Annotated in this window: 24 protein-coding genes and 2 tRNA genes; 11 read left to right on the plus strand and 15 right to left on the minus strand. The window is 30.6% G+C overall.

What is annotated here, in order from left to right:
• Nucleotides 1-94: 94 nt before the first annotated feature.
• Complete coding sequence (locus H0I29_RS18435; protein WP_302849953.1) at nucleotides 95-226, plus strand: hypothetical protein; 132 nt, start codon at nucleotides 95-97, stop codon at nucleotides 224-226.
• Between the two features lie 59 nt (nucleotides 227-285).
• On the opposite strand, the gene nadE is transcribed toward H0I29_RS18435, so the two are convergent.
• Nucleotides 286-1,074, minus strand: coding sequence for an NAD(+) synthase (nadE, locus tag H0I29_RS09040; RefSeq protein ID WP_218755152.1), 789 nt, complete (start codon nucleotides 1,072-1,074; stop codon nucleotides 286-288).
• A gap of 59 nt (nucleotides 1,075-1,133) precedes the next feature.
• On the opposite strand from nadE, the gene gldB reads away from it, so the two are divergent.
• Together gldB and gldC are read left to right on the plus strand one after the other, a co-directional pair.
• The gene (gldB, locus tag H0I29_RS09045; protein ID WP_218755153.1) at nucleotides 1,134-2,093 is read left to right on the plus strand and encodes a gliding motility lipoprotein GldB; all 960 of its coding nucleotides are present in this window, start codon (nucleotides 1,134-1,136) and stop codon (nucleotides 2,091-2,093) included.
• Nucleotides 2,093-2,425 (plus strand): gliding motility protein GldC, encoded by a 333-nt coding sequence (gldC, locus tag H0I29_RS09050; RefSeq protein WP_165733758.1) that lies wholly within the window; start codon nucleotides 2,093-2,095, stop codon nucleotides 2,423-2,425. Before gldB ends, gldC begins: the two co-directional genes overlap by 1 nt.
• 345 nt (nucleotides 2,426-2,770) lie before the next feature.
• On the opposite strand, the gene H0I29_RS09055 is transcribed toward gldC, so the two are convergent.
• From H0I29_RS09055 to H0I29_RS09085, 7 genes are all read right to left on the minus strand, one after another.
• Nucleotides 2,771-4,285, minus strand: coding sequence for an OmpA family protein (locus H0I29_RS09055; protein ID WP_218732463.1), 1,515 nt, complete (start codon nucleotides 4,283-4,285; stop codon nucleotides 2,771-2,773).
• A 65-nt stretch (nucleotides 4,286-4,350) separates the two neighbouring features.
• Complete coding sequence (folK, locus tag H0I29_RS09060; RefSeq protein WP_218755154.1) at nucleotides 4,351-5,475, minus strand: 2-amino-4-hydroxy-6-hydroxymethyldihydropteridine diphosphokinase; 1,125 nt, start codon at nucleotides 5,473-5,475, stop codon at nucleotides 4,351-4,353.
• Nucleotides 5,476-5,576: 101 nt separating this feature from the next.
• Nucleotides 5,577-7,811, minus strand: a complete 2,235-nt coding sequence (locus H0I29_RS09065; protein ID WP_218732465.1) for a polyribonucleotide nucleotidyltransferase — start codon at nucleotides 7,809-7,811, stop codon at nucleotides 5,577-5,579.
• A 282-nt stretch (nucleotides 7,812-8,093) separates the two neighbouring features.
• Nucleotides 8,094-8,363 carry a 30S ribosomal protein S15 gene (gene rpsO, locus H0I29_RS09070; RefSeq protein ID WP_068449458.1) on the minus strand — a complete coding sequence of 90 codons (270 nt, stop codon included), beginning with the start codon at nucleotides 8,361-8,363 and terminating at the stop codon, nucleotides 8,094-8,096.
• Between the two features lie 195 nt (nucleotides 8,364-8,558).
• Nucleotides 8,559-9,416: an acetyl-CoA carboxylase, carboxyltransferase subunit beta gene (gene accD, locus H0I29_RS09075; protein ID WP_165733754.1), complete on the minus strand. Its 858-nt coding sequence runs from the start codon at nucleotides 9,414-9,416 to the stop codon at nucleotides 8,559-8,561.
• Between the two features lie 164 nt (nucleotides 9,417-9,580).
• Complete coding sequence (gene fbaA / locus H0I29_RS09080) at nucleotides 9,581-10,648, minus strand: class II fructose-bisphosphate aldolase (RefSeq protein ID WP_208891027.1); 1,068 nt, start codon at nucleotides 10,646-10,648, stop codon at nucleotides 9,581-9,583.
• Nucleotides 10,649-10,747: 99 nt separating this feature from the next.
• Complete coding sequence (locus H0I29_RS09085; RefSeq protein WP_218752034.1) at nucleotides 10,748-13,261, minus strand: BamA/TamA family outer membrane protein; 2,514 nt, start codon at nucleotides 13,259-13,261, stop codon at nucleotides 10,748-10,750.
• Nucleotides 13,262-13,330: 69 nt separating this feature from the next.
• Between H0I29_RS09085 and H0I29_RS09090 the strand changes: the two genes are divergently transcribed.
• Nucleotides 13,331-14,062, plus strand: a complete 732-nt coding sequence (locus H0I29_RS09090; RefSeq protein WP_218752036.1) for an RNA methyltransferase — start codon at nucleotides 13,331-13,333, stop codon at nucleotides 14,060-14,062.
• Between the two features lie 66 nt (nucleotides 14,063-14,128).
• On the opposite strand, the gene H0I29_RS09095 is transcribed toward H0I29_RS09090, so the two are convergent.
• The 5 genes from H0I29_RS09095 to H0I29_RS09115 all read right to left on the minus strand — a co-directional run bounded on the left by H0I29_RS09095 (nucleotide 14,129) and on the right by H0I29_RS09115 (nucleotide 19,363).
• Nucleotides 14,129-14,830 (minus strand): porin family protein, encoded by a 702-nt coding sequence (locus tag H0I29_RS09095; RefSeq protein ID WP_254712601.1) that lies wholly within the window; start codon nucleotides 14,828-14,830, stop codon nucleotides 14,129-14,131.
• Nucleotides 14,830-15,561 (minus strand): bifunctional demethylmenaquinone methyltransferase/2-methoxy-6-polyprenyl-1,4-benzoquinol methylase UbiE, encoded by a 732-nt coding sequence (gene ubiE / locus H0I29_RS09100; RefSeq protein ID WP_218732468.1) that lies wholly within the window; start codon nucleotides 15,559-15,561, stop codon nucleotides 14,830-14,832. Before ubiE ends, H0I29_RS09095 begins: the two co-directional genes overlap by 1 nt.
• 66 nt (nucleotides 15,562-15,627) lie before the next feature.
• Complete coding sequence (locus H0I29_RS09105; RefSeq protein WP_218752038.1) at nucleotides 15,628-16,533, minus strand: NifU family protein; 906 nt, start codon at nucleotides 16,531-16,533, stop codon at nucleotides 15,628-15,630.
• A gap of 132 nt (nucleotides 16,534-16,665) precedes the next feature.
• Nucleotides 16,666-18,051: an OmpP1/FadL family transporter gene (locus tag H0I29_RS09110; RefSeq protein ID WP_218752039.1), complete on the minus strand. Its 1,386-nt coding sequence runs from the start codon at nucleotides 18,049-18,051 to the stop codon at nucleotides 16,666-16,668.
• A gap of 43 nt (nucleotides 18,052-18,094) precedes the next feature.
• Entirely contained in the window at nucleotides 18,095-19,363 is a 1,269-nt protein-coding gene (locus tag H0I29_RS09115; protein WP_218752040.1) for a hypothetical protein, read from the minus strand.
• 155 nt (nucleotides 19,364-19,518) lie between these two features.
• Between H0I29_RS09115 and proS the strand changes: the two genes are divergently transcribed.
• The 5 genes from proS to rpsT (H0I29_RS09140) all read left to right on the plus strand — a co-directional run bounded on the left by proS (nucleotide 19,519) and on the right by rpsT (H0I29_RS09140) (nucleotide 22,168).
• Nucleotides 19,519-20,997 carry a proline--tRNA ligase gene (gene proS, locus H0I29_RS09120; protein ID WP_165733746.1) on the plus strand — a complete coding sequence of 493 codons (1,479 nt, stop codon included), beginning with the start codon at nucleotides 19,519-19,521 and terminating at the stop codon, nucleotides 20,995-20,997.
• Between the two features lie 95 nt (nucleotides 20,998-21,092).
• A tRNA-Glu gene (locus H0I29_RS09125) sits at nucleotides 21,093-21,164 on the plus strand.
• A gap of 34 nt (nucleotides 21,165-21,198) precedes the next feature.
• Nucleotides 21,199-21,450 carry a 30S ribosomal protein S20 gene (gene rpsT / locus H0I29_RS09130; RefSeq protein ID WP_165733745.1) on the plus strand — a complete coding sequence of 84 codons (252 nt, stop codon included), beginning with the start codon at nucleotides 21,199-21,201 and terminating at the stop codon, nucleotides 21,448-21,450.
• A 358-nt stretch (nucleotides 21,451-21,808) separates the two neighbouring features.
• A tRNA-Glu gene (locus H0I29_RS09135) sits at nucleotides 21,809-21,880 on the plus strand.
• 36 nt (nucleotides 21,881-21,916) lie between these two features.
• Nucleotides 21,917-22,168, plus strand: a complete 252-nt coding sequence (rpsT, locus tag H0I29_RS09140) for a 30S ribosomal protein S20 (protein ID WP_068449447.1) — start codon at nucleotides 21,917-21,919, stop codon at nucleotides 22,166-22,168.
• Nucleotides 22,169-22,420: 252 nt separating this feature from the next.
• On the opposite strand, the gene H0I29_RS09145 is transcribed toward rpsT (H0I29_RS09140), so the two are convergent.
• Together H0I29_RS09145 and H0I29_RS09150 are read right to left on the minus strand one after the other, a co-directional pair.
• Nucleotides 22,421-23,281 (minus strand): hypothetical protein, encoded by an 861-nt coding sequence (locus H0I29_RS09145; RefSeq protein WP_218752041.1) that lies wholly within the window; start codon nucleotides 23,279-23,281, stop codon nucleotides 22,421-22,423.
• A gap of 7 nt (nucleotides 23,282-23,288) precedes the next feature.
• The gene (locus tag H0I29_RS09150) at nucleotides 23,289-24,485 is read right to left on the minus strand and encodes an Ig-like domain-containing protein (protein WP_218752042.1); all 1,197 of its coding nucleotides are present in this window, start codon (nucleotides 24,483-24,485) and stop codon (nucleotides 23,289-23,291) included.
• Between the two features lie 353 nt (nucleotides 24,486-24,838).
• On the opposite strand from H0I29_RS09150, the gene H0I29_RS09155 reads away from it, so the two are divergent.
• Both H0I29_RS09155 and H0I29_RS09160 read left to right on the plus strand, forming a co-directional pair.
• Nucleotides 24,839-25,051 carry a hypothetical protein gene (locus tag H0I29_RS09155; RefSeq protein ID WP_218752043.1) on the plus strand — a complete coding sequence of 71 codons (213 nt, stop codon included), beginning with the start codon at nucleotides 24,839-24,841 and terminating at the stop codon, nucleotides 25,049-25,051.
• 345 nt (nucleotides 25,052-25,396) lie between these two features.
• On the plus strand, nucleotides 25,397-25,543 hold the full coding sequence (locus H0I29_RS09160; protein ID WP_218752044.1) for a hypothetical protein: 147 nt from the start codon (nucleotides 25,397-25,399) through the stop codon (nucleotides 25,541-25,543).
• Nucleotides 25,544-25,707 lie beyond the last annotated feature (164 nt).

Genomic DNA, 25,707 nt, shown 5'->3' on the forward strand with positions numbered 1-25,707 from the left:
AATTGTAAAATCGGGTGTTTATCCCTATAGCATTAATTTATAATCAAATAGATTTTTTGTATATTGCACTCGCAAAAAGAAAACCCTCAGTATTATGAAAAGATCATTACAATTTTTAAAAATTATTCAATTATTCCTATTGTTACCATTTGAAATTTCATCAGGTTCTAAGAAAAAAGCATATTTAAAGATTAAAAAGATGATGGTTGCAGCAAATTTGTTGTAATAATAAAATTATAAATAGAAAAGCCTTAATTTAATAGAATTAAGGCTTTTTTTATGTTTCTATTTTATTTCATTTGGAATTTCACAAATAGGAATTGGTAACATTTTATGTTGGTTAATTCTATTTAATCTTGTGTAAATTTTAAAAACTTCTAGATCTCTTCCAGAAAAATCATTTTCAGATTTTCCTTTTTCTTGCATCACCATGGCCCATTCTAATTCATCATAAGAAGCACCTATTTGATCTTCATCAGTTCTGCTATCCCCAAATAACCCATCTGTTGGTTGTGCTTTTTGTATGGAGTTTGGTACTTCTAAAAACTCAGATAATGCATATACTTCAGATTTCATTAAATCTGCAATAGGACTTAAGTCAACACCACCATCACCATATTTGGTGTAAAATCCAACGCCAAAATCTTCTACTTTATTACCTGTTCCAGCTACTAAATAGCTATGTAGACCTGCTAAATAGTATAAAGTTGTCATTCTAAGTCTAGCTCTTGTATTTGCTAAAGACAAATCTACTTTTGCAGAAGGTTCTACATTGGGCACTACATTTTTAAAATCATCAAAAGTAGAAGTTAAATCTACGCAAACATCAGAAACATTATCAAAATTATTTTTTAATTGTGTAATATGCTCTTGTGCTCTACTAACCTGAATTGGAGATTGATGAATTGGCATTTCTACACATAAAGTAGGTAAACCAGTTTTAGCACATAAAGTAGAGGTAAGGGCAGAGTCTATACCGCCAGAAACTCCAACTACAAAACCTTTTACTTTTGCATTCTCAGCATAATCTTTTAGCCATTTTATAATGTATTCGGCAACCTTTTCAGTCTTCATTGATAAACTATTTTAGTATTTTTAGCGTTCTTAAATTTAATGACTAAGGTACAAAGAATATGAGATTTTATTTTATGATTTTAATGGTTTTATGTGTGTTTTTTTCGTGTTCTGATAAAAAAAACACTCAAATTGATGTTTCTACAGTAAATATTGATTTTACCACAAAAAGATACGAAGTTGATTTTTATAATTCAACAGTAAATACATTACCTGCGCTTAAAAATAAATATCCTTATTTATTTCCAAAATCATTTTCAGATAGTTTGGCTATTTTAAAAATAGCCGATAAAGATGAGCAAGAATTATTTTTAGAGACTCAAAAGTTATATGCAGATATTTCTCCCTTAGAATCTCAATTAACCTCTCTTTTTAAGCATGTTAAATATTATAATACCAAATTTAAAGCTCCCGATGTGGTTACTATGATTTCTAATATAGATTATAATAGTAGAGTGATTTATGCAGATAGTTTATTGTTTATTTCTTTGGATGTGTACTTAGGGAAAACACACAGATTTTATGCAGATTATCCAAAATACATCAAAGAAAACAATACCAAAGAAAATATAGTCGTTGATGTAGCAAATTCTATGATAGAAAAGCAATTTGTAGCATTACCTAATAGAAGTTTTTTATCAAAAATGATTCATGAAGGAAAGAAATTGTATGCGTTAGATTTATATTTGCCTACCATTTCAGATCAATTTAAAGTTGGGTATTCAAGTGAAAAGTTAGACTGGGCTATTGCCAATGAAGAAAATATTTGGAAATATTTTGTAGAAAGAAAGTTGCTATTTAGCACAGAAACAGCCTTAAATAAGAGGTTTTTAGACAATGCTCCCTTTTCTAAATTTTATTTACAGAATGATAATGATTCTCCAGGAAGAATTGGTGCGTGGTTAGGGTGGCAGATTGTGAAGTCTTTTATGCAAAATAATGATGTATCTTTGCAAGAATTATTAATTATTGATTTTGAGGAATTATTCCAAAAATCAAATTACAAGCCTAAAAAATAATGTCAATAAAACATAATTCACAAATTAATTTTGAAATTGGTTTAGATGAAAACAAAGTCCCAGAAGAAATTTACTGGACAGCAAAAGATGGTGGTATAGATAATGAAGAATCCAAAGCGATTATGATTTCTGTTTGGGATCATAAGAAAAAAGATACTTTGCGTATGGACTTATGGACAAAAGAGATGCCTGTAGATGAAATGAAACAGTTTTATCATCAGACATTAGTGTCTATGGCAGATTCATTTGAACGTGCAACTGATGATCAGAAAATGAGTGCTACTATGCGTGACTTTTGTGATTATTTTGCAGAGAAATTAGAGCTGAAATAAAAGCACATTTATTTTTATAAAAAAGGTTGTCCAATTATTTTGGATAACCTTTTTCTGTTTATTACAATTAGTAAGAACTTTAATTTGTGTTTTAAGTAAATATAGAATATTGTCTAAATGTTTTGTGAGATTCTGAACAAAGTAAAATTAATTATGTATTTCATTTTTTATTACTTTAAAAAAGACAGTTATATTTTTAATAAAAGCCATTACTCTTTTTAGGAGTAATGGCTTTTTGTGTTAATAATAAAATTCGGTTTTGTGAAATTCCATTCAATATTGTTTGATACTGCAAAAAAAAAGAGGCTACATCAGTAGCCTCTTTTTTATAAAATAATGTGGTAATTATTCTTGAAGTACTTCTACTGGTACTTTCGCATTTATTGGTTTAATTTCAACCCTTCTGTTTAATTGTCTACCTCCAGCATTCTCGTTAGAGAATTTAGGTCTAGATTCACCATAACCTTTAGGTTCTAATCTTTCGTTAGCAATACCTTGTTTGATCATGTATTTTCTTACACTTTCTGCTCTTCTTTGAGATAAATATAAGTTGTATCTATCACTATTTCTATCATCTGTATGACCTTCAATAACAAATCTTACATCTGGTACTTGTTTCATTAGTCCTACGATTTCATCAATAGTACTATAAGACACTAACTTAATTACATCTTTATTGGTGTCAAAGTAAATACTAGTTGCTAATAATCCAATTTGTTGTGTAATGTTAACAGGAGCTACTGCTTCTTGTTTAGGACAACCTCTATTTTCTACTGGACCTGGAGTATTAGGACATAAATCTTTTGCATCCATTACACCGTCTCCGTCTGTATCTATATTTAAAGGACAACCTTCATTTGATAGTGGTCCATATTCTAAAGGACATTTATCTTTGTAATCTGGTAAACCATCTCCGTCTGTGTCTACAGCCTGACCGTTACCATATACCATTGCACCTTTTGGAGTGTTTGGCTCTACATCTAATTCATCCATTACACCATCGTTATCTGTATCAACAATTTTAAATTGTGCTCCAGGAGCTTCTTCAGCAGCCCATATAATGTATTCTTTTTTCTTTCCTAATTTAAAAACAACTCCTAAACTAGTCACAAAAAAGCTTTCCCAAGTTTGTTTATCAGAAACAGCTGCGTCTAAATGATCTTCATTATTAAAGTACATACCTGTTCTAAATTCTAGATCTAATCTTCTACTTATTTTTCTTTTTACCCCTAGTTGTGCAGATAAAAAGATAGAACTTGCTTCATTTACACTATTTCTATCACGGTTGTAACCAAAGTCAACTAAAAGTTCATCTGGTGTTGCTCCTGTTGGATCCGTTTTATAAAGAGCAGAATCATATTGATGATATCCAACTCCAAAATATCCTGCAGCATGCCATTTAGTAGATTCTCTTTTAAACATATTTGTAAAACTTACGATTAAATTTAACTCAGCACCGTAAGATCTACCTTCAAAGCGAAAATCAGCATCACTAATAACATTATTTGGTACATATCTAAGAGAATATCCATTTGAGAATGATTGTACTCCTCCAGACATTTTAGTATATGTAGCTTTAAGTTCTAAACCTAAGATTGGGTTGAACATTTTATCTACATATATATAACCACCGAAATTCCAATAATTAGAATCATCAGCAACGCTTATAGAACGTAAATCTCCATGCATGATAAAATTACTAAAACCACCACCAATTGCCCAGGTGTTATTGTCTTTAATAATGTCCTTACCTTTTACTTCGGTACTGTCTGTGTTTATGATGTTTTTTTCGGTAGATTGACCGAATGATTGAGCTATAATAGTACTGCTCAATAAAATAAATAGTATAATTCTCCTCATTTTAATTTGATTTTTTGTTTTAAATAATATAGGGGAATGATTCCCGCAAAAATATATATTTTTTTTTAGAATTGCTTTATTTTGTTAACAATGTTCTTGTAATCATCCTGATTGTTAAGAAAATCCATATCTGAAACGTCTATTACTTGTAAATTTAAACTTTTTTCAGTCTTAATAAAATTTTTATATCCATTATGAATCCTTTTTAGGTATTCTGGTTCTATGTTTTGTTCATAAGATCTTCCTCGGTTTTTAATGTTTTCTAAAAGACGTTCTGTATTTTGAAATAGATAAATGTACAAGTCTGGTTTTGTTATTTCTTTGTACATTAAATCAAACATTTTTCTATATAATAGATATTCTTCTTTTTGTAATGTTACTTGGGCAAAAATTAAAGATTTAAAAATATAGTAATCTGATATAATGAAGCTCTTAAATAAGTCGAACTGCGCTAAATCATCGGTTAATTGTTGATATCTATCTGCCAAAAAACTCATTTCTAAAGGAAATGCATATCGTTCTTTATCTTCGTAAAATTTAGGAAGAAAAGGGTTGTCTGCAAAACGTTCTAGTACCATTTTAGCATTAAAATCATTTGAGAGTAAGTTGGCTAAAGTTGTTTTACCAGCTCCAATGTTCCCCTCAATAGCAATATAATTATACTTTTCAGAAATAGGAATAGGTCTTTCTAAAACTTCATTTAATTTCTCAATTTCTGATGGGTCATCGCAACCCTGTAAACATACTGCAATGTCTTTTTTTTCTAAGGGATGAATCGTTGATGCAGCTATTTCTGCTAGAGGCAGCATTACAAATTTTCGTTGTAACATTTTAGGATGAGGTACTATCAATGCTTGAGATAAAATTATTTCGGCATCATATAGTAAAATATCGATATCTATCTTTCTGTTTTGGTACCCTTCTAGTGAAGAGCGTTGCCTGCCTAATTCTTCCTCTATTTCTAAAAGGAAATTTATTAAGGTTTCTGGTTCTAAATTAGTGGCTACTTTTATACAAATGTTTAAAAAATCGTCTCCATCAAATCCCCAGGCTGGAGTTTTGTAGATAGAGGATATTTTTTGAATACCACCAATGCGATCATCAATAGAGTGAATAGCATTTTGCAGGTTTTCAAGTTTGTTACCTTGGTTTGTTCCTAAAGATAAATATGTAATATGTTGTAATTTCATTATTGGCTGCAAAGAAAATAAAAGCAATCTACAAATACCCTATAAACTAAAAAAATCGCCAAAATTAATTGGCGATTTTTAATATCAATTAAAAAAAGAAATTATTCTTCTTTTCTTGGTGCTCTAGGTTTTCTGTCATCACGTCCGCGATTATCTCTACTTCTGTTATCACGTCCTCCAGAACGTTTATCATCTCTAGGTGGTCTTTCTACAAAACCTTCTGGTTTTGGTAAAATAGCTTTTCTAGAAACTTTTTCTTTACGTGTTCTTGGGTCTAAACCAAAGTATTTTACATCTAAAATATCTCCCATTTTAACAACATCAGATACATTATCTGTACGTTCCCAAGCTAATTCGCTTACGTGTAATAAAACTTCGTTACCAGGAGCTTCAGTATATTCTACAACAGCACCAAAATCTAACATTTTGATAACTTTTACTTCGTATACAGAACCTTTTTCTGGTTTAAATAACATAGACTCAATCTTAGCAATAACTGCTTCGATTCCTTCTGGTTTAGTACCTAAAATTTCAATGATACCTTCTTCTGTTACAGGATCTTCAGTAATTACAATTGTAGTTTCTGTTTCTTTCTGTAATTCTTGAATGTTTTTACCTCCTGGTCCAATAAATGCACCAATTAATTCATTAGGTATTCTTCTGTTAACCATTTTAGGAGCGTGCGCTTTTACATCTTCATTTGCAGCTGCAATAGTATCTGTAATTTTACCTAAAATATGAAAACGACCATCTCTTGCTTGTTTTAGGGCATTCACTAAAATTTCATAAGAAAGACCTTTTACTTTAATATCCATTTGACATGCAGTAATTCCTTCTGAAGTACCAGTAACTTTAAAGTCCATATCTCCTAAGTGATCTTCATCACCTAAAATATCAGATAAAACTGCGTAACGATCTCCATCAGAAATTAATCCCATAGCAATACCAGAAACTGGTCTTATCATTTTAACACCTGCATCCATTAATGCCATTGTACCAGCACAAACAGTTGCCATAGAAGAAGAACCGTTAGATTCTAATACTTCAGAAACAACTCTTACTGTATAAGGGCAATCTGCTGGAATCATTCCTTTTAAACCACGTTGTGCTAAGTTACCATGACCAACTTCTCTACGAGATGTTCCTCTTAATGGTCTAGCTTCACCTGTACAAAAAGGAGGAAAGTTATAGTGTAAATAGAAATTTTCTTCACCTTCATAAGATGGCATATCTATTTTCATTGCATCTCTAGAAGTTCCTAAAGTTACCGTTGCTAATGCTTGAGTTTCTCCACGCGTAAAGATAGAAGAACCATGTACAGATGGTAAGTAATCTACTTCACACCAAATTGGTCTAATATCTGTAGTTTTACGTCCATCTAAACGTAAACCTTCTGCTAAAGTTAATTCTCTAACTGCTGCTTTTTGAGATTTGTTGAAATATTTACCTACTAAATCTCCATAATCTGCTAACTCTTCTTCTGTAAAAGATGCTTTAACTTCTTCTTTAATTTCAGCAAAAGCATTTGTACGCTCTACTTTAGAAGTTCCTTTTTTAGCTATAGCATAACACTTATCGTAAGTAAGTTCGTTAATTTTTGCAGCTAACTCTTCATCTTCTCTTTCTCCTTCGTAAATTCTAGTTTCTTTCTTACCGAAAGCTTCAGCTAATGCAACTTGAGCAGCACACTGAACTTTAATAGCTTCATGTGCAAATTTAATTGCATCTGCCATTTCTTCTTCAGAAATTTCATCCATTTCACCTTCAACCATCATTACAGAATCTGCAGATGCTCCAATCATCATATCGATGTCTGATTCTGCTAATTGTGCTCTTGTTGGGTTTATTACAAATTCTCCGTTTACTCTACCTACTCTTGCTTCAGAGATTGGGCATTCGAAAGGGAAATCTGATAACTGAATAGCTGCTGATGCTGCTAAACCTGCTAATGCATCTGGCATAACGTCATCATCATGAGACATTAATTGGATCATTACCTGTACTTCTGCGTGATAATCTTTTGGGAATAAAGGACGTAAAACACGGTCTACAAGACGCATTGTTAATACTTCTCCATCACTTGGTCTTGCTTCTCTTTTAAAGAAACCACCTGGATATCTACCTGCAGCTGCAAATTTTTCTCTATAATCTACTGTAAGTGGTAAAAAATCAACGTCAGATTGTTTGTAGTTAGAAACTACCGTACATAATAACATTGCTTTACCCATTTGAACAACAACAGAACCGTGTGCTTGTTTTGCTAATTTACCGGTTTCTAATGAGATAGTTCTTCCATCTCCAAGGTCTATAACCTCTCTAAATACTTTTGGAATCATAAATTTTAATTCTAAATTTTTAATTTGTTTGTTGTTGTGTTGTTGTACGTTGTTGCAATGGAAATTCAAAAATGCTGTTACTATTTTTGATTTTTTTTCCTGCCTTTGCAGGAATGAGGTTAACTAATTTAACCTTTTTTATATAGATTCTGTTTGTTAGTCAGAATTTAATACCTTTTTCTATCTCGGTTTAGTGAGAATAATTTTTACTATTCTAAAGGAATGCTTTAAAATTTAAAAACAAAAAAGAGGAACGTTTATAGCCCCTCTTTTCTATAAGAATTATTTTCTAATTCCTAATTCTGCAATAATTGCACGATATCTTAAAATATCAGATTTCTTTAGATAATCTAATAAACTTCTACGCTTACCAACTAACATTACTAATGAACGCTCTGTGTTATAATCTTTACGATTATTTTTTAAGTGCCCAGTTAAATGGTTAATTCTGTGTGTAAACAATGCAATTTGACCTTCTGAAGAACCAGTATCGTTTTTTCCTTTACCGTGTTTCTCGAAGATGCTTTCTTTTACTTCTTTAGTTAAATACATTCCAATATTATTTAAATGATTATTATGTATATCAATGATATTTTCATTGAAGCTGCAAAGGTATGATTATTTTTTTAATTTGAGATAGTAAAATATATAGATTATTTAGCTCTTTGTAATATGTTTAATAATCTGTTTAAAGGTTTAAAACTAAGAGGTTACTTGGTTTTAAACCTTTAATAAAGAAGTTTTAAATTATGCTCTAACAGGTATGTTTTGTATTAAATCGATATACAGATTAATCTGTTTTTTTAAGTTCTTACGTTCGTAGATAGCATCTAAGAAACCATGTTCTAAAACAAATTCTGATCTTTGGAAACCTTCTGGTAAATCTTTACCTGTAGTATCTTTTACAACTCTTGGTCCTGCAAATGCAATTAATGCATTTGGTTCTGCAATGTTAATATCTCCTAACATTGCATAAGAAGCTGTGGTACCACCTGTTGTTGGATCTGTACATAAAGAAATATATGGGATATTTACTTCTGCTAATTGTGCTAATTTTGCTGATGTTTTTACCAATTGCATTAATGAAAGAGAAGCTTCCATCATTCTTGCTCCTCCAGATTTAGAAATCATTAAAAAAGGAATCTTGTTTTTAATAGAGTAATCGATAGCTCTTGCTATTTTTTCTCCAACTACAGATCCCATAGATCCACCAATAAAAGCAAAATCCATGGCTGCAATTACAATCTCTTTTCCTAAAGACAAACCTACGGCTGTTCTAACAGCATCGTTCAATTTTGTTTTCTCTTGAGCAGCTTTTAATCTATCTGGATATTTTTTTGTGTCTTCAAATTTTAAAGGATCTTTAGAGGTAAGGTTAGCGTCTAATTCTTTAAATTTATTTTCATCAAAAAATAATTCGAAATATTCCTTACTACCTATTCTTACATGGTACCCATCTTCTGGACTTACATATAAGTTTCTTTTTAATTCTTCTGTATCTATTATTTTTCCACTAGGTGTTTTGTACCATAACCCTTTTGGAGTGTCTTTTTTATCTTCTGTAGAAGTTTGTATTCCTTTATCCGTTCTTTTAAACCAAGCCATACTAGTTGTTGTGTTTTAGGTTATTTCTAAATTTATGTAAACAAAATTAGAACCGCAAATGTAAAAGTTTTTTCTTAAAAGTATCCTTTTTGATGTCTAAACTCATAAAAAAAGCACTTTGATTTTAATCAAAGTGCTTTTTAAAAGTATTTTATAGATTGCTTTTATAAAGTATCTACGTTGTTTAAGTCAGAAAATGCTTGTTTTAAACGTGTAATGAAAGTTGCTTCACCTTCACGTAACCATTTTCTTGGATCGTAATATTTTTTGTTTGGAGATTCAGGTCCATCAGGGCTTCCAATTTGAGATTTTAAATAATCTGCTTTTTCTCCCATATAGTCTCTAATTCCGCTCATAAAAGCATATTGCATATCTGTATCAATGTTCATTTTAATAACACCGTAACCAATAGCTTCTCTAATTTCTTCTAATGTAGAACCAGATCCTCCGTGAAATACAAAATCGATATGATTTTCTTCAACACCATATTTCTTAGTAATAAATTCTTGAGAATTTTTTAAGATTTTTGGAGTTAATTTAACGTTTCCTGGTTTGTAAACACCATGAACGTTACCAAAAGCTGCAGCAATTGTAAATTTATCACTTACTTTAGAAAGCTCTTCATAAGCATAAGCAACTTCTTCTGGTTGTGTGTATAATTTAGACTCATCAACATCACTGTTGTCAACACCGTCTTCTTCACCACCTGTAATACCTAATTCAATTTCTAAAGTCATACCCATTTTACTCATACGAGCTAAATATGTTTTACAAATCTCAATGTTTTCTTCTAAAGGCTCTTCAGATAAATCGATCATGTGAGAGCTATAAAGAGGTTTACCAGTTTCTTCGAAATGTTTTTCTGAAGCATCTAATAATCCGTCTATCCAAGGTAATAATTTTTTAGCACAGTGGTCTGTATGTAAAATAACAGGTACTCCGTAAGCAACTGCTAATTCATGTACATGTTTTGCACCAGCTATACCACCAGCAATGGCAGCTTTTTCACCTTCGTTAGATAAACCTTTTCCTGCATTAAATTGTGCACCACCATTAGAAAACTGAATAATTACAGGAGCATTTAAATCTCTTGCTGTTTCTAAAACACCGTTAATAGTGTTAGATCCAATAACGTTTACTGCCGGTAAAGCAAAACCTTTTTCTTTTGCAAAATTAAAAATAGCTTGAACTTCTGATCCAGTTGCAACACCTGGCTTTATATTATGACTCATGTTTGTATATTTTAATCATTAATTACTTATCAAAAGTACTAAAAATACAGTTGAATGTAAGCATAAAATAACGAAAACGTTATAGGTTTTATTTCTAATTTAGAAGGGATAGTTAATACCTATATTATAAACAGCATTAGAAAAGTTGTAGTTTTTAAGCCATTTATTACCAGTTAAATAAGGTTCATAAGTTTTAAAGCCAACATCTAAACGTAAAATTAAAAAACTAAAATCTAATCTAGCTCCAAATCCAGTACCTACGGCAATATCTTTTAGAGATGATACATTATTGAATTTAGATTCTTCATCAACAAATTCAGAACCGGTAATGTCCCAAATATTACCTGCATCAATAAATAAAGCTCCTTTTAATTTGCTAACCACATCAAACCTGTATTCTGCACTGGTTAAAAATTTAAGGCTTCCTACATTAAATTCTAGTCCTGTATTTCTACTTCCAGGACCCAATTCATAAGTTTGCCAAGCTCTAATATCATTAGAACCTCCTGCAAAATAACTTTTTGTAAAAGGGATATCTGAATTGTCATAAGGTATAATTGCACCTAAAAAAGTTCTAATTCCAAATACTGAGTTACCACCAACATCCCAAAATTTCTTATATTCTAAATCAGTTTTAAAGTATTGTGCTAGTGGTATGTTTGCAAGTGTTTTTTTGTTATTTACATTTGTTTTGTTTGATAGTAACCCTAAGGCATTTCCAGAATTTGCAAGTCTTACTTTAAAGAATGAGAAATTGTTATCATTAAAATTTGTTTGACTATTATACGTAAATGAATAGGCTAGCACAGGGATTAAGAAATCGGATGTTATAATATTATATCTATTTAAAATATTTAAAGCATCGTTGTATTCGTCAGAATTTGTTGTTTTAAAACCAGTATCATTGGCAACCTTTCTCATAAAAGCTAATGCTTCTGGTACCTGATCATTTATATCCGTAGAAAGCGGATAGTTAGTATTGGTAGTAATATTATTAGCGGTATCATAAGCTTCAGCAACATCATCTAGATTCGAAAATTCCGAACTATAAATATCAAAATAACTACTAATGTTTAAGTTTTGAATATATTGTGTGTTTAAGATTTCTAATTGAATTGTTTTTTTTGCATTATACTGCCACTTATAATCAGATAAAAAGGTAAATGTTTGTCTGTCTAAGCCTATATTTTTCTGAAAACTAGTTCCAATAGAAAACAAGGTTCTTGGTGACATTTCTTTAGGAACTAATTTATTTAATCCAAAAGGAGCAATAAGTCTTGGTATTTCTAAAGAAGCATCGGCACCAAATTCCCAACCAGGACCACTGTTTGAGTTAAAATAAGATCCTAAAAAAGATAACTTTAGTAACTCTGCACCTCTAAATGCATTTCTATTTGTAATTGAAAACTTTGCAGAAGAACCAATTTCTCTAATGTTAGAATGTGTTATTTCTGTTTCTAGGCCTAAAGTAAATTTTTCTATAGGTGCTAAAAAGATATCCATTTTTAATTCATTATCAGTTCCTGAAATTGGAGTGAATTTTATATTGGTAGATTTAAAGTTTTTAAGTGATTTTAAATGATTTCTTGTTAAGTTTCTTAAGGTGTCTTTGTAAATACTTCCTGGTTTTAAGAATATTGATTGAGATAAGTATTTTGGATTGTATTTAATTTTTCTGTGAGCTAAAAAGTTAATTCCATCGTACTTTAATGAGTCTATTAGAGGTTCCCCTTTTTTTGTAAATGAATAATCTGTAGTAACGTTTACCTCTGTTACTTTTTGTACTTTGTAAGGGGTGTTAATATAGGCGCCGTCTGTTTCTTGCAGTCTGTTTCCAGAAATTAAGAAATCTACATTTGTTTTGTTATCCGTTCTTGTAGAATCTACATAAAACCCTAAAGCAGATTCCGTAAAATTATAAATTCCATTATTTCTAAATAGCTTTAAAACTCTACTTGCTTCATTTCTAAATACTTTGTCGTTATATTGGTTTCCCTTTTTTAACAGAGATGGTGTACTTGTATTTCTGTAAATGGAATCTAACACTAAAGACTCTATTTTAAAATTTATAGTATCTAAAAGCGTAGGTTTTCCTTTGCTTACTCTATATGCTACTGTAGCTTTTTTACTGATTGAATCCCTAGTAATGTCTGATGTTACTTTCGATTTAAAATAACCTTGGTTTTTGTAATAGGTTAATAAGTTATTTTCGGTATTTTTTACTTTTCTCTCACTAACAATAACGGGCCCCTGATAATTTAAAAACCATCTATTTAACCCGATAAAAGTTTTTGCGTATGCAATACTTTGTTTTTCAGAAAAAACATTTTTAATAAAATTATAAGAACGTAGGTTTTTTTCTCCCCATGTAGCAGGCGTTTTAGGTTTGTTTGGATCTCCTATATTATAAAAATACAAACCAACAGGTAAGTTTAAAAACTTTGGATTGGGTTTTTGTAGAATGTATTTTTGAATATCACTACTATTATTTTTTACACTATCTACATATATATAATTTTGAGTAAGCATGTGTTTTCCTTCCGCAACATTCTTTGTAGAATTACATGAAACAAAAAGGAGTAATAATAAAAGGGATAAAGAAAGTTTTTTCATTAATTTAGCAGTGCTATCAAATTCAAAAATAGTATTTTTCGGCGGTTTATTTCCAATTACAATCAATTAATGAGTATCTCAAAAAATCAATTTAAATTAATAACAAGTTTATCTCAAAAAAAGTATAGACAAAAGCATAAATTATTTATAGCGGAAGGTATAAAGGTTGTGCAAGAAATCTTAAACTCTACATTTGAACTTGAAACACTTTTTTGTACGGATGATTTTTCTTCAGATGTTTTAGAAGAAAAAATAGTTCGTGTTTCTGAAGTTGATTTGAAGAAAATTAGCAATTTAAAAACACCAAATAAGGCTTTAGGTATATTTAAAATACCTGACGAAAAACTTGATTCAGATAGAGGTTTAACGGTAGCTTTAGATGCTATAAATGATCCAGGGAATTTAGGTACTATTATTCGCTTATGCGATTGGTTTGGTGTGGCTGAATTAATTTGCTCTAAAGACACTGTAGACTGTTATAATCAAAAAGTAGTGCAAGCAAGTATGGGGTCTTTAACTAGAATATCTATTCGTTATGTAGATTTAACTGAATATTTGTCTGAAACCCAAAAACCAACTTTTATAGCAGATATGGATGGTGAAAATGTATACAAAACAAGTTTGCCAAAAGAAGGGGTTTTAATAATGGGAAATGAAGCAAATGGTGTTTCAGATACCATTAAAAAACTAATTACTCATAAGATTTCTATTCCAAGATTTGGAGATATTCAAGAAACGGAAAGTTTAAATGTAGCCACTGCAACAGCTATTCTGTTGAGTGAATTTAAAAGAAGTTATTAATTGTAGGTTTTTTAGCAAAGGAGCTAAGTTTGCTCCTTTCTTTTTAATTTACAACTAAATACTTACTTATTCAAAAGCTAAGGTAAGAAAGACGCCACGTGTTCCCATATAGTTTATTGGAGCTGTCCAAGCACTATTAGGGTCATTGTCATATTTAACTTCACTAGGTAGCGCAAAAACACCACGTATAGAAGGAGAAAATTTAAAATAATATAAGTAAATATCTATACCAACTCCAACCTCGTACATAAAGTTACTAGTTTTTGTTCTAAATTGTCCTCCAGAATTATCTTCACCTTCCTCATTACTAGAAAAATTATAGTCGTAAGAAACTCCCGCTAATACATAAGGTCTAATGTTTTTATATCGATCGGTACTAAATTTGAAGATTAATGGAACATGTAGGTATGTAGAACTTACCTCTCTAACACTATCTTGTGGGGTAGGTAAGTGGTTAAAGTATATTTTCTTTGAGTTGGTCATTAAACCTGGTTCTAAGCGTAAGTTTATATTTTTATGCAAACGTAAATCTGCAATTAAACCTACGTTAAACCCAACTGAAGGTTCTACTGTAATGTCTGCATCTGGTACGCCAGAATTGTTATTGTAACTAAATTTAAAATCATTCTGATTTAAACCAAGGTAAAAACCATAATGTATTTTTCTTTGATCAAAAGTAGGTAGGTATTCCACTTTTTCTCTCTGCGCAAAAAAAGCGATAGAAGTTAAAAGGAAAAAACTGAATATTATAAATTTCTTACTCATCATTATTTACTTGCAGTATAAATTGTAGCAACTCCAAAAGTTACTGGTGTATCTTCTGTATGTCTAAACCCATTTTTTTGTAAAATATTGTTGAAAGCTTCTCCAAAAGGAAAAGAATTTGCAGATTCTGATAAATATGAATAGGCAACTTTATCTTTAGAAAATAATTTACCAACAACAGGTAAAAATAAATTAGTATATAATTTGTAGCCTTGTTTAAAAGGGAATTTTGTTGGGTTAGAAGTTTCTAGAATAACCAAAACACCGGTTGGTTTTAAAACCCTAACAATCTCTTTAATTCCTTTATCTAAATTAGCAAAATTACGAACGCCAAAAGAAACTGTAATCGCATCAAAAGTATTGTCTGCAAATGGCATTTCTTCAGAATCACCAACAACCATTTCTATTTTATCAGAAAGGTTCGCTTTTGCAATTTTTTGTTTTCCTACTTCTAACATTCCTTCAGAAATATCTAAACCTACAATTCTATCTGGGTTTAAAGCAGCCATCATTATAGCTAAATCTCCTGTACCTGTAGCAATGTCTAAAATTTGTTTCGGATTGTTTTGTCCAACAATTTTTACTACTTTTTTACGCCATTTAACATCAATTCCTAAAGAAATTACTCTGTTTAAGCCATCGTAGTTTTCAGAAATATTATCAAACATTTGAGCAACTTGCTCTTTTTTGCCAAGTTTAGAATCTTTGTAAGGGTTTATTTTTTCTGCTGACATTATTTTTTCTTTAAGCTTTTGGCACTATACTTTAAGAGTTTTTAAAGCATAGTGCGTATTGCAAGTTTATCCGTTAATTGCTACTACTTCGTTAATCTGATTTGGTAACATTTCTTTTAATAAGCTTTCTATTCCGTTTTTTAAAGTAGCGGTAGAAGAAGGGCAACCACTACAGGCTCCTTGTAAAACTACACGTACTATTTTGTTTTCTTCATCATAAGAACGGAAAGCAATATTACCACCATCACTTGCAACTGCAGGCTTAATATATTCATCTAAAATATCTGAAATTTGTGCAGGAATTCCTTCTAATGCTACTTGTGGTTCAGGTATTTTGTTTTCTGATGTTGATTTTTCTTCGGTAGGTAGTTCTTTAATAATCGTTTTTCCAGAAACTAAATATTCACGAATAAAAGTTCTTACTTCTGCATAAACATCATTCCATTCTACCATATCGTATTTGGTAACAGAAACATAATTGTCAGAAATAAATACTTCCTTTACAAATGGGAAATTAAAAATTGCTTGTGCTAGGGGAGATGATTTGCTAGCTTCATCTATATTTTTATACTCAACATCTGTTTGTGTTAAAGATTTACTACTTCCAAATTTCATTACAGATGGGTTTGGAGTTGCTTCTGCATAAACCTCTATAGCTTCTTTTTTAGAAGTTGGAGATTCGTTTACAACAACGCCATTGTCATTTAAATACGCTTCAATTTGTTCTTTAACTTCTTCTTGTACGTCTATCCATTCTAAAATGTCATAGCGTTGTACAGCAATAAAATTTGCGGTAATAAAAATCTTTTTTACAAAAGGTAAGTAGAATAACTCTTGCGCTAAAGGTGAGTTTTTAGCTTCATCTATATTATTATACTCATAACTTCCTCCATTGATTAAAATTTGATTAGTGTTAAATTTTATAATGGTATTATTTGTCGTTTCTTGAACTGTTATTTTTACGTCTTGCATGGTGCTAAATATTGATTTGCAAAATTAAGGGAAAAAAGGGAGATAGAATTGTTTTTGATATGTTAAATAAAAATCCGCTTGCGGATACTAGTTGTATCTACAAGCGGATTTTTTATAAGATGTTGTTATCGTTTACAAATTAAAACTAATCGATGCTGTAATCGTTTTATTGTCTATTTTTAATTCTGATGGATTTACTGCAGTATTAAGGTTTGAGTATAAATTATAAACACCAGTTCTATTATTATCGCTAAAAGAAAAGTCTAATTTCATATTCCCAAAGTTGTAACCTGCACCTAAAGAATATCCTTTTAAATTATCTGAGGCTATAGATGATTTGCTAGGATCTTGCTCAAATTTATAACCACCTCTTAAACTAAATCTATCCATACGCCATTCTGTACCAATATTAAGAGAATGTGTGTTTCTTAAGTCGTTTTCAAAAAACTCATTTTCAACATTAAAATCACCGTTGGATAATTTTATGTTTTTATAATTTTTGTTGATGTAGTCTAAACTAATTAAACCATCTTTCCCAAAAATAAAAGCGGCACTTGCGGTTATTTTACTCGGTGTTTTTAATTTATAAGATATAAATTGACGAGGATTGTTCTCAGAAAAGGAGTAAACTTCATCCGGGAAAAAAGCTGTTTCTCCAATATCAATATTACTGTCTTGGTTGTAATTTGTGTCTTGTAAGATTTCGGTATACCAAGTTGGTGTTTGGTAAGCTAAACCAAATCTGAAGTTTTGATTGGCTTTATAAATAAATCCTGCGTTTGCAGAGAAACCTGTTCCTGTTGTAAGGTTTTCTTGATATAATTCTACGTCAAGGATATTGCCGTCTTCATCACTATTTAACTCTGTTAAAACAGATTGTTGTGTGAAGTTTAAATCATAAAAATTAAGTCCTAAACCTACATGTAGTTTGTTTCGATGAACTGATGAGAAAGCGATGTTTAACTCTGTTGTTTCTCCGTTGTAATTTGTGTCGTAAAGTTGACCATCTGTGAAATTGTATATGGTACCTGGATTACGAGGGTTTGTGTCAAATCTAGTAACAGCTTCATTTCCTTGTGCAGAAAAACTGTCTTCAAAATCGTTAGTAATTCTATAGTTAAAACCAATTGCAAATTTATTCCAGTCAGATTTGTAAGCACTGTCAAAAACTAATACAGCACCGGCGTGAGAAAGGTTGAAATATTTATTATCAGTTGTTGTTTTTCTTCTATCGTTAAAGTTAGCGTCTCCAAATTTTGCAGAAATATCTGTATTTCTAGAATTTATAGTTCCTGTAAAATAGCTATTTGTAAATACAGAAATACCGGCAGGGTTAACACTCATTGCAGAAACATCTCCTCCTAATGCGCCAAAAGCGCCGCTCATTGCTGTAAATCGGGCTGAGCCATTATCATCATTCTTAGAAAATAAAACTCCCAAATCTTGGTATCTTAAAGATTGAGAATAAGACGTAACTGTTGCTGCGAATAAGATAGCTATCGTTATAATTTTTTTCATACTAGTATTTGTTTGTTACCTTTTAAAGATTGTAAAACTTTTCTTATCCTCTTCTTCTAGATGAGGATGAAGAAGATCTACTAGAGCTACTACTTCTGGTAGAAGAACTTCTAGTTGGTGTGCTTCTTGTTGATGAAGATCTAGATGGAGTACTTCTTGTAGATGATGATCTAGTTGAAGACGAACTTCTTGTAGATGGTGTATATGTATTGTTACTTCTACTAGAAGTATTGGTTCTACTTCTAGTTGATGTATTTCTTGTAGAATTTGAGCTTCTAGTTGTTGCAGCTCTGCTAGTATTTCTATTTGTTGATGAATTAGAACTTCTAGTAGTAGAAGGTGATGATGCTCTTCTTACAACTACAACTTGCCTATTGTTTCTATTATTTGTATTGTTATTTACGCTTGCGCTATTATTTCTTCTTGTTGTTGTAGATCGACTTCTAGTCCCGCTGCTTCTTGTGCTACTACTTCTTGTTCCGCTGCTTCGTGTAGAAGTACTACTTCTAGTACTTCTTGTAGGAGTTGTGCTTCTTTTTGTTGTTGTACTAGTTCTTCTACTTGTAGTGTTTGTAGGTCGTCTACTTACGGTGCTACTTCTTCTACTTGTTGTATTTCTGTTTCTAGAATTAATGGTACTACTTCTCCTATATGTACTATTGTTAGTTGCTCTTCTTCTGTAAGTATTGTTTCTGTAGGTATTATTAGTATACCTATTATTGTAATTTCTGTATCTGTTAGTATACCCATAATGATAAGGTTGGTAATAATAAGGAGAATAAAAACCTATATTCCAAGCATAATAATTATGGTAAGGATGCCAATAAGGATTATGATTCCAAGCATATCCTCTATAATTCCAGTTTCTATAACCCCAAGTATCGTAGTAATTATAACCGTAATAATTATTCCAATATGGACTTTCAATTACATTTATATTTACAGCTACATCGTTGTTGCTGTTTTGCCCCCAAGGTTGGTTAGATTTATAGTTTAATGTTTCATCTATATCGGCTTCATCAATATAAATGGTATCTGCAGAATTGTAGTTGTCAACATCTGTAAAAACATCGTTATTATCTACATTTTCTAAACTATTTAATTTGTTTAAAAAATAATTATCATTGTAATCATCATATTCATCTTGGTCAACATAGATTACATTTCTATTTTCATTATTTGCTGTATCGCTACCATAAATACCATCATTATTATACGCACTTTGGTAAGTACCGCAAGAAACCAATACTAAACTAGTTGTTAGTATAGTTAATAGTTGGCTTAGGTTAAGATTTGTATATTTTAGTTTCATAATGAATATATTTAGATGAATACTTATTTTATTAATTAAATGTAGTTAAAACTCTTTAATTTATAGTAGTTTTGTGTTGTTTTCGTATATTATAACTAATTTTTAACAAACATTTACACAATAAAGGTTACAATATTTGTGCCAAACTTTTGATTATGAGTAAACATTTAACAAAAAGAGCCGACGATTATTCTAAGTGGTATAACGAGTTAGTAGTGAAAGCGGATTTAGCTGAAAACTCTGCCGTTAGAGGTTGTATGGTTATTAAACCTTATGGTTATGCCATCTGGGAAAAAATGCAAGCAGAACTAGATAGAATGTTTAAAGAAACTGGGCATGAAAATGCTTATTTTCCTTTACTTGTGCCTAAAAGTCTATTTGAAGCAGAAGAAAAAAATGCAGAAGGTTTTGCTAAAGAGTGTGCTGTTGTTACACATTATCGTTTACAAAACGACCCTGAAAATCCAGGTAAATTAAGAGTAGACCCAGAAGCTAAATTAGAAGAAGAATTAGTGGTAAGACCAACTTCTGAAGCAATTATATGGAATACTTATAAAGGGTGGATTGAATCTTATAGAGATTTACCTTTACTTATAAATCAATGGGCAAATGTAGTTCGTTGGGAAATGCGTACACGTTTGTTTTTACGTACAGCAGAATTTTTATGGCAAGAAGGGCATACTGCTCATGCAACAGAAGCAGAAGCTATAACAGAATCTAAGCAGATGCAAGATGTTTATGCTGAGTTTGCAGAAAACTTTATGGCTATGCCAGTGGTAAAAGGTGTAAAATCTGATAGCGAACGTTTTGCTGGAGCAGTAGATACATATACTATTGAGGCTTTAATGCAAGACGGAAAAGCTTTACAAGCAGGAACAAGTCATTTCTTAGGTCAGAATTTTGCAAAGGCATTTGATGTGAAGTTTACTTCTAAAGAAGGAAAACAAGAACATGTTTGGGCTACTTCTTGGGGAGTTTCTACACGTTTAATTGGTGGGTTAATTATGACACATTCCGATGATTTAGGTTTGGTATTACCTCCTAAATTAGCGCCTATTCAAGTTGTAATTGTTCCAATTTACAAAGGAGATGATCAATTAGAGGCTATTTCCGAAAAAATGAATGTAATTGTAAAAGAATTACGTTCAAAAGGAATTTCTGTAAAGTTTGATACTAGAGACACATATAGACCAGGAGCTAAGTTTGCTGAATACGAATTAAAAGGAGTGCCTGTAAGAATTGCAATAGGAAATAGAGATTTAGAAAATGGTACTTTAGAGATTGCTAGAAGAGATACTTTAGAAAAACAAATCGTAGCACAAGATGATGCTGTTTCTTTTATTGAGAACCTTTTAGAAGAGATACAAGAGAACTTGTTTAATAAGGCAATCGACTTTAGAAAAGAACATACAACTGTAGTAGACGATTTTAAAGAGTTTAAAAAAGCGATTAAAAATACTGGTGGTTTTGTATCTGCCCATTGGGATGGTACAGAGGAAACAGAAGATAGAATAAAAGAATATACCAAGGCTACAATTAGATGTATACCTAATGATGCTAAGGAAGAGGCTGGTGTTTGTGTTTTAACAGGAAAACCGTCTTCTAAACGAGTTCTTTTTGCAAAAGCATATTAATTTAGAAAAAAAATCATTTTTTTTTCTAAAACTATTGTGAGAATTAAAAAACATTGTATATTTGCAGCCGCAATTAGGATATACTTAATTGTTCTGGTCCGTTCGTCTAGGGGTTAGGACGCATGGTTTTCATCCATGTAACACGGGTTCGATTCCCGTACGGACTACAATGTTTTATTAAAAAAAACAAATTAAAGTATTATGGCAAATCACAAGTCAGCATTAAAGAGAATTAGAAGTAACGAAGCTAAAAGGTTACGTAATAAATATCAGCATAAAACTACTCGTAATGCTGTAAGAGATTTACGTGTTGTAGAAGATAAAAAAGATGCTGAAGAGAAATTAGTTAAAGTTATTTCTATGTTAGATAAATTAGCGAAAACTAATATTATCCATAAAAATAAAGCGGCTAACTTAAAATCTAAATTAACAAAGCACGTAGCTGCATTGTAAGATTTACGCCTAAAAACATTTAAAACTCTGAATATTATTATTCAGAGTTTTTTTTTGCCCTTATTTTAAGTTTTAATACTTATCTATCTAATTTTTTCGGAAAATGCTGTGTAGGTTTTCTTTAATATCTACTACTCGTATGATATTTATTTAAAATTCATAATTTTCTTATTTTCTGAAAAAGCAGAAATGTAATTTAGTTGATTGATAATAAGGGAGTTATTTCGTGTTTGATTTGTGTTAGTTCGATGTTGATCAGTTATTTTATAAAAAAAATGTATATTTTATAAAATTTACTTGCAGGAATTAAAAAACATTGTATATTTGCAGCCGCAATTAATGCATTGTTAATTGTTATGGTCCGTTCGTCTAGGGGTTAGGACGCATGGTTTTCATCCATGTAACACGGGTTCGATTCCCGTACGGACTACAAGTTTTAATATAAAAAACTAATAAATTAAGTATTATGGCAAATCATCAGTCAGCATTAAAGAGAATTAGAAGTAACGAAGCTAAAAGGTTACGTAACAAATATCAGCATAAAACTACACGTAATGCTGTAAGAGATTTACGTGCTGCAGAAGATAAAACAGATGCAGAAACAAAATTAGGTAAAGTTATTTCTATGTTAGATAAGTTAGCTAAGAATAACATTATCCATAAAAATAAAGCTGCTAATTTAAAATCTAAATTAACAAAGCAGGTTGCTGCATTGTAAGGTTTTAAAAGCATATAAAATTTAAAAGCTCTGAATGAAAATTCAGAGCTTTTTTTTGTTCTAAATTTAAATAATTATTTTGATCTAGCTTAAAGGTGGTTTTTAACTTTAGTGTTAGGAGAGATCTGTAAGCTTAAGGTGTATAATTTATCTTCTAAGGGCTTTTTATTCTTTCATGAGAAACACTCAACAAAAAAAGAGGAATCATTTCTGATTCCTCTTTTTTATGCACTAACTTTATATGATGTAGAATTATTTTATATCTAAGAATATTCCTCCAGAAAAAGAAGGGTTTGCTGCTATTATTTTACCAGAAAAAGCAGAGTCGAAGCCTAGTGAAATACCTAGTTTCTTAGTAATATAGTAAGCCGTTTCAAAACCAAAACTACTGTATTCAATATCGTTTGCAAAAATACTTCCATTACTATTGGTAGCATTTAATGATCCATTTTTTAAAGATTTTACAACATTTAACCTTGTAATTAACCAAAGCTTATTGTTTATTAAGTTGATTCCTGCTTCTAAGCCAGTCCTAAATTCATCAGAAAAACCTTCACTTCTATTGTTGTAACCTAAATAAGATTTTAAATAAACAGGTTTGTCTTTATAAGATGTGGAGTAACCTAGAGATGATGATAGAATTTGATTAAATTCTCCATCTCCGTTTTGAAAACTACCATCGCTACCACCATTATTATCACCTGTTGGTAATCCTAATGTAAGTTTTATATCTGCAGCCCAATTTCCCCTTTTGTATAAACCATACCTAAAACCTAAATCTACATCTCCAAAAGAATTTACTGTTTCTCCTTGGCTAATAGTTCCTCCTGTAGTGCCTGAAATTTGATTATTTTGAGAAGAGCTAGCAAAGAATGGTACGTATGCAATAACATCAAATTTATTACTTAGCCCATATTCGGCATAGATACTAGTGTTAAACAAAGTTCTAGTTCTATTAGGGTCTTTTGCTCCAGTATCTGTATAATGCTCATCATACTGTAATTGCCAACCTGCAAGTTTGTAATACCCTTTTCCTTTTCCTTTAGTCCATTGTGCAAAACTAATGTTACTTGCTAATACTATTAAAACGAATGTAATTATATGTTTTTTCATGTTTCTTTTATTTAGTTTCTCCATTTCCTACGTCTACACCAAATGGTTTACACCAATATAATAAATGTGTAAAATCATTAATACCTGTGTTTTTTATAATATATGTGTGGGCTCCTTCAAACACAGTAATTTTTTGTATTTCTTTAGCATTTGCAACTGTATTTATATTATTTGTAAAGTATAAGTATAAACCAGGTAGTCTGTCTGATGCTTTGTAGTTTTCGTCAATTGTTAACTCTAAATCATTTGTGTTTGGTATTTCTTTTAAAGTAAAATCACCTCTAAGTTCATAACTGCTTGATGTTTTTAAAGTTCCTGTTTTTTCTTGAGTGGTGTTGCCAATAACAATTACTGTATCTTGGGTTGTTAGCGTGTTATTAGAAGAGTTTACTGTTGCTGTAACTACAGCTTCTCCCGGTGCAATTGCGGTTATTAAGCCCGTATTAGAAACTGTTAATACGTTTGTGTTAGAACTTTGCCAAGTAATAGCAGTGTTCTCTGTTTCTCCACTACTGTTTGTGTATGTTGTGGTATATTGGTGGGTATTGTTAATGTTTAAGTCTTCTATTGGGTTGTTAATACTTATACGTTCATCAATAGTTACTACCGTTACTGTATCTTCCGTGTTAATTATATTTCCGTCTGCTGTTGTGGTACTTGCTGTAATGGTTGCTAAACCTTCACTAATAGCTGTAATTAAGCCTTCGCTAGAAACCGTAATAATAGAGGAGTTAGAGCTATTCCAAGATACTTTTAAATTGTCTATCTCTCCCAGTTCATTTGTAAAAGTTGTAGTGTATTGGTGTGTTTTAGAGATGATTATATCTTCAATAACATTATCTATTGTTAGTTTTTTATCAACAGCTATAACTTCTATATTGTTTTCGTTTGTAATAATACTTCCACTTTCAGTTGTTACAGAAGCTTTAATTACAGATGTTCCTATAGATAGTGCTTTAAGTAAGCCTGTATTAGAAACAGATATAATGTCCGCATTGCTGCTGTTCCAATTAATTTTAGGAGTTGTTATTTCTCCTATATTATTAGTGTATTTTGTGTTGTATAGATGCGTGTTTTTTATACCAAGTTCTGTAATGGTGTTGTTAAAACTTAATATTTCTGGTTGATTATCTGCGATAATATCATCTTCAATACAGCTATTAAAAATGAGTGAAAGGAATAGAATAAATTGTAAAGATCTCATTGGTGTTATTTTAAAAATTCTAAAAATTTTGTCGTAGAAAAAAGCAATTGTTTACAATATTTATTATAATAGTTAACTTTTTTTTAAGAAAATCCTTAAAATTAAGGAAACACGTATTAAAACTATAAAATGAAAAATTTAATTTGATATTAAATTAGTGAGGAACTTAAAAGGAACTTTTCATTTTAAAAGATAAAAAATGTTTCAAAAAGTTTTAATCCTAGAAGATTTAGATGTAATTAATAGAGGAATTAAAATCAGGAGAAGAGTTAATAAATAAAATCAGAAAAGAGTTTTTAGATTTAAAGATTATAGTTTTTTCTGTTGAAGATAAATCTTATAAAATTCAGCACTTGTATAAGAAACTAAAGATAGATGGATATGTTTGGAAGAATAGAAAAGAACTAAGGAACGCTATGCACGCAATTTTTATTACAAATCAGTTTTATATTTCGCCAGAATTAAATACTACGGTTCATCCAAAGAAAGTTCTAGAGATTACCGATTTTGATGTTTTTTTAATAGCTTCACTTTCTATGGGATCTCTGCAAGAAGAAATAAGTTAAAGCCTGAAAAAAAAAGCTGTTTTTCCCTCAAGTATAAGTGCTATGTAAAAAAAGATTAAAATTTTTAAAGGAACATTTTAATGCAAGTAATCCAACGCATTTGGTTGCTATTGCTAAAGATTTTGGGTTAGTGTATTCAGTGTGAATTAATACTCCTTTTATATCATAAATTTCCACTTTAGTATTTTCTGAAAAAGTAGATTTTTCGCTATATTTTGTTGCCTGGTTTAGTAGGTAAATTACCAAATGAAAACCGAATAGAAATAACTTAGATAATAGGCTAAAACTAGCAATAAATTAGATACAGTTTAAATCTGTTTCTTAATTTTTAATAACATTATTTTTATGAATATTAAACTTGTAAAAATGGATAATGAAATAAAACACATTGGTATGCCTGTAGAAGTCTTTGGGCATTGTGTAATTTCTAATAGTTGTGTTGTTGTGCCATATAAAGCAATAGAAAAAGCAAGTCCTGTTCCTATAAAATAGATATACTTATTCCATTTTAAAAGGTGTGCGAATAAAGGTATTATAAAGCAACCCATTATAATATAACAAGCCGGTATGTTAAATATTTTAGGGCAAATAGATTCGTTTATATATTCATTGTAAACTAAACTACTTGCACCTAAAATACTTAAAACAAAAATCAG

Source organism: Polaribacter sp. R2A056_3_33, assembly GCF_019278485.1.
Lineage (GTDB): Bacteria > Bacteroidota > Bacteroidia > Flavobacteriales > Flavobacteriaceae > Polaribacter.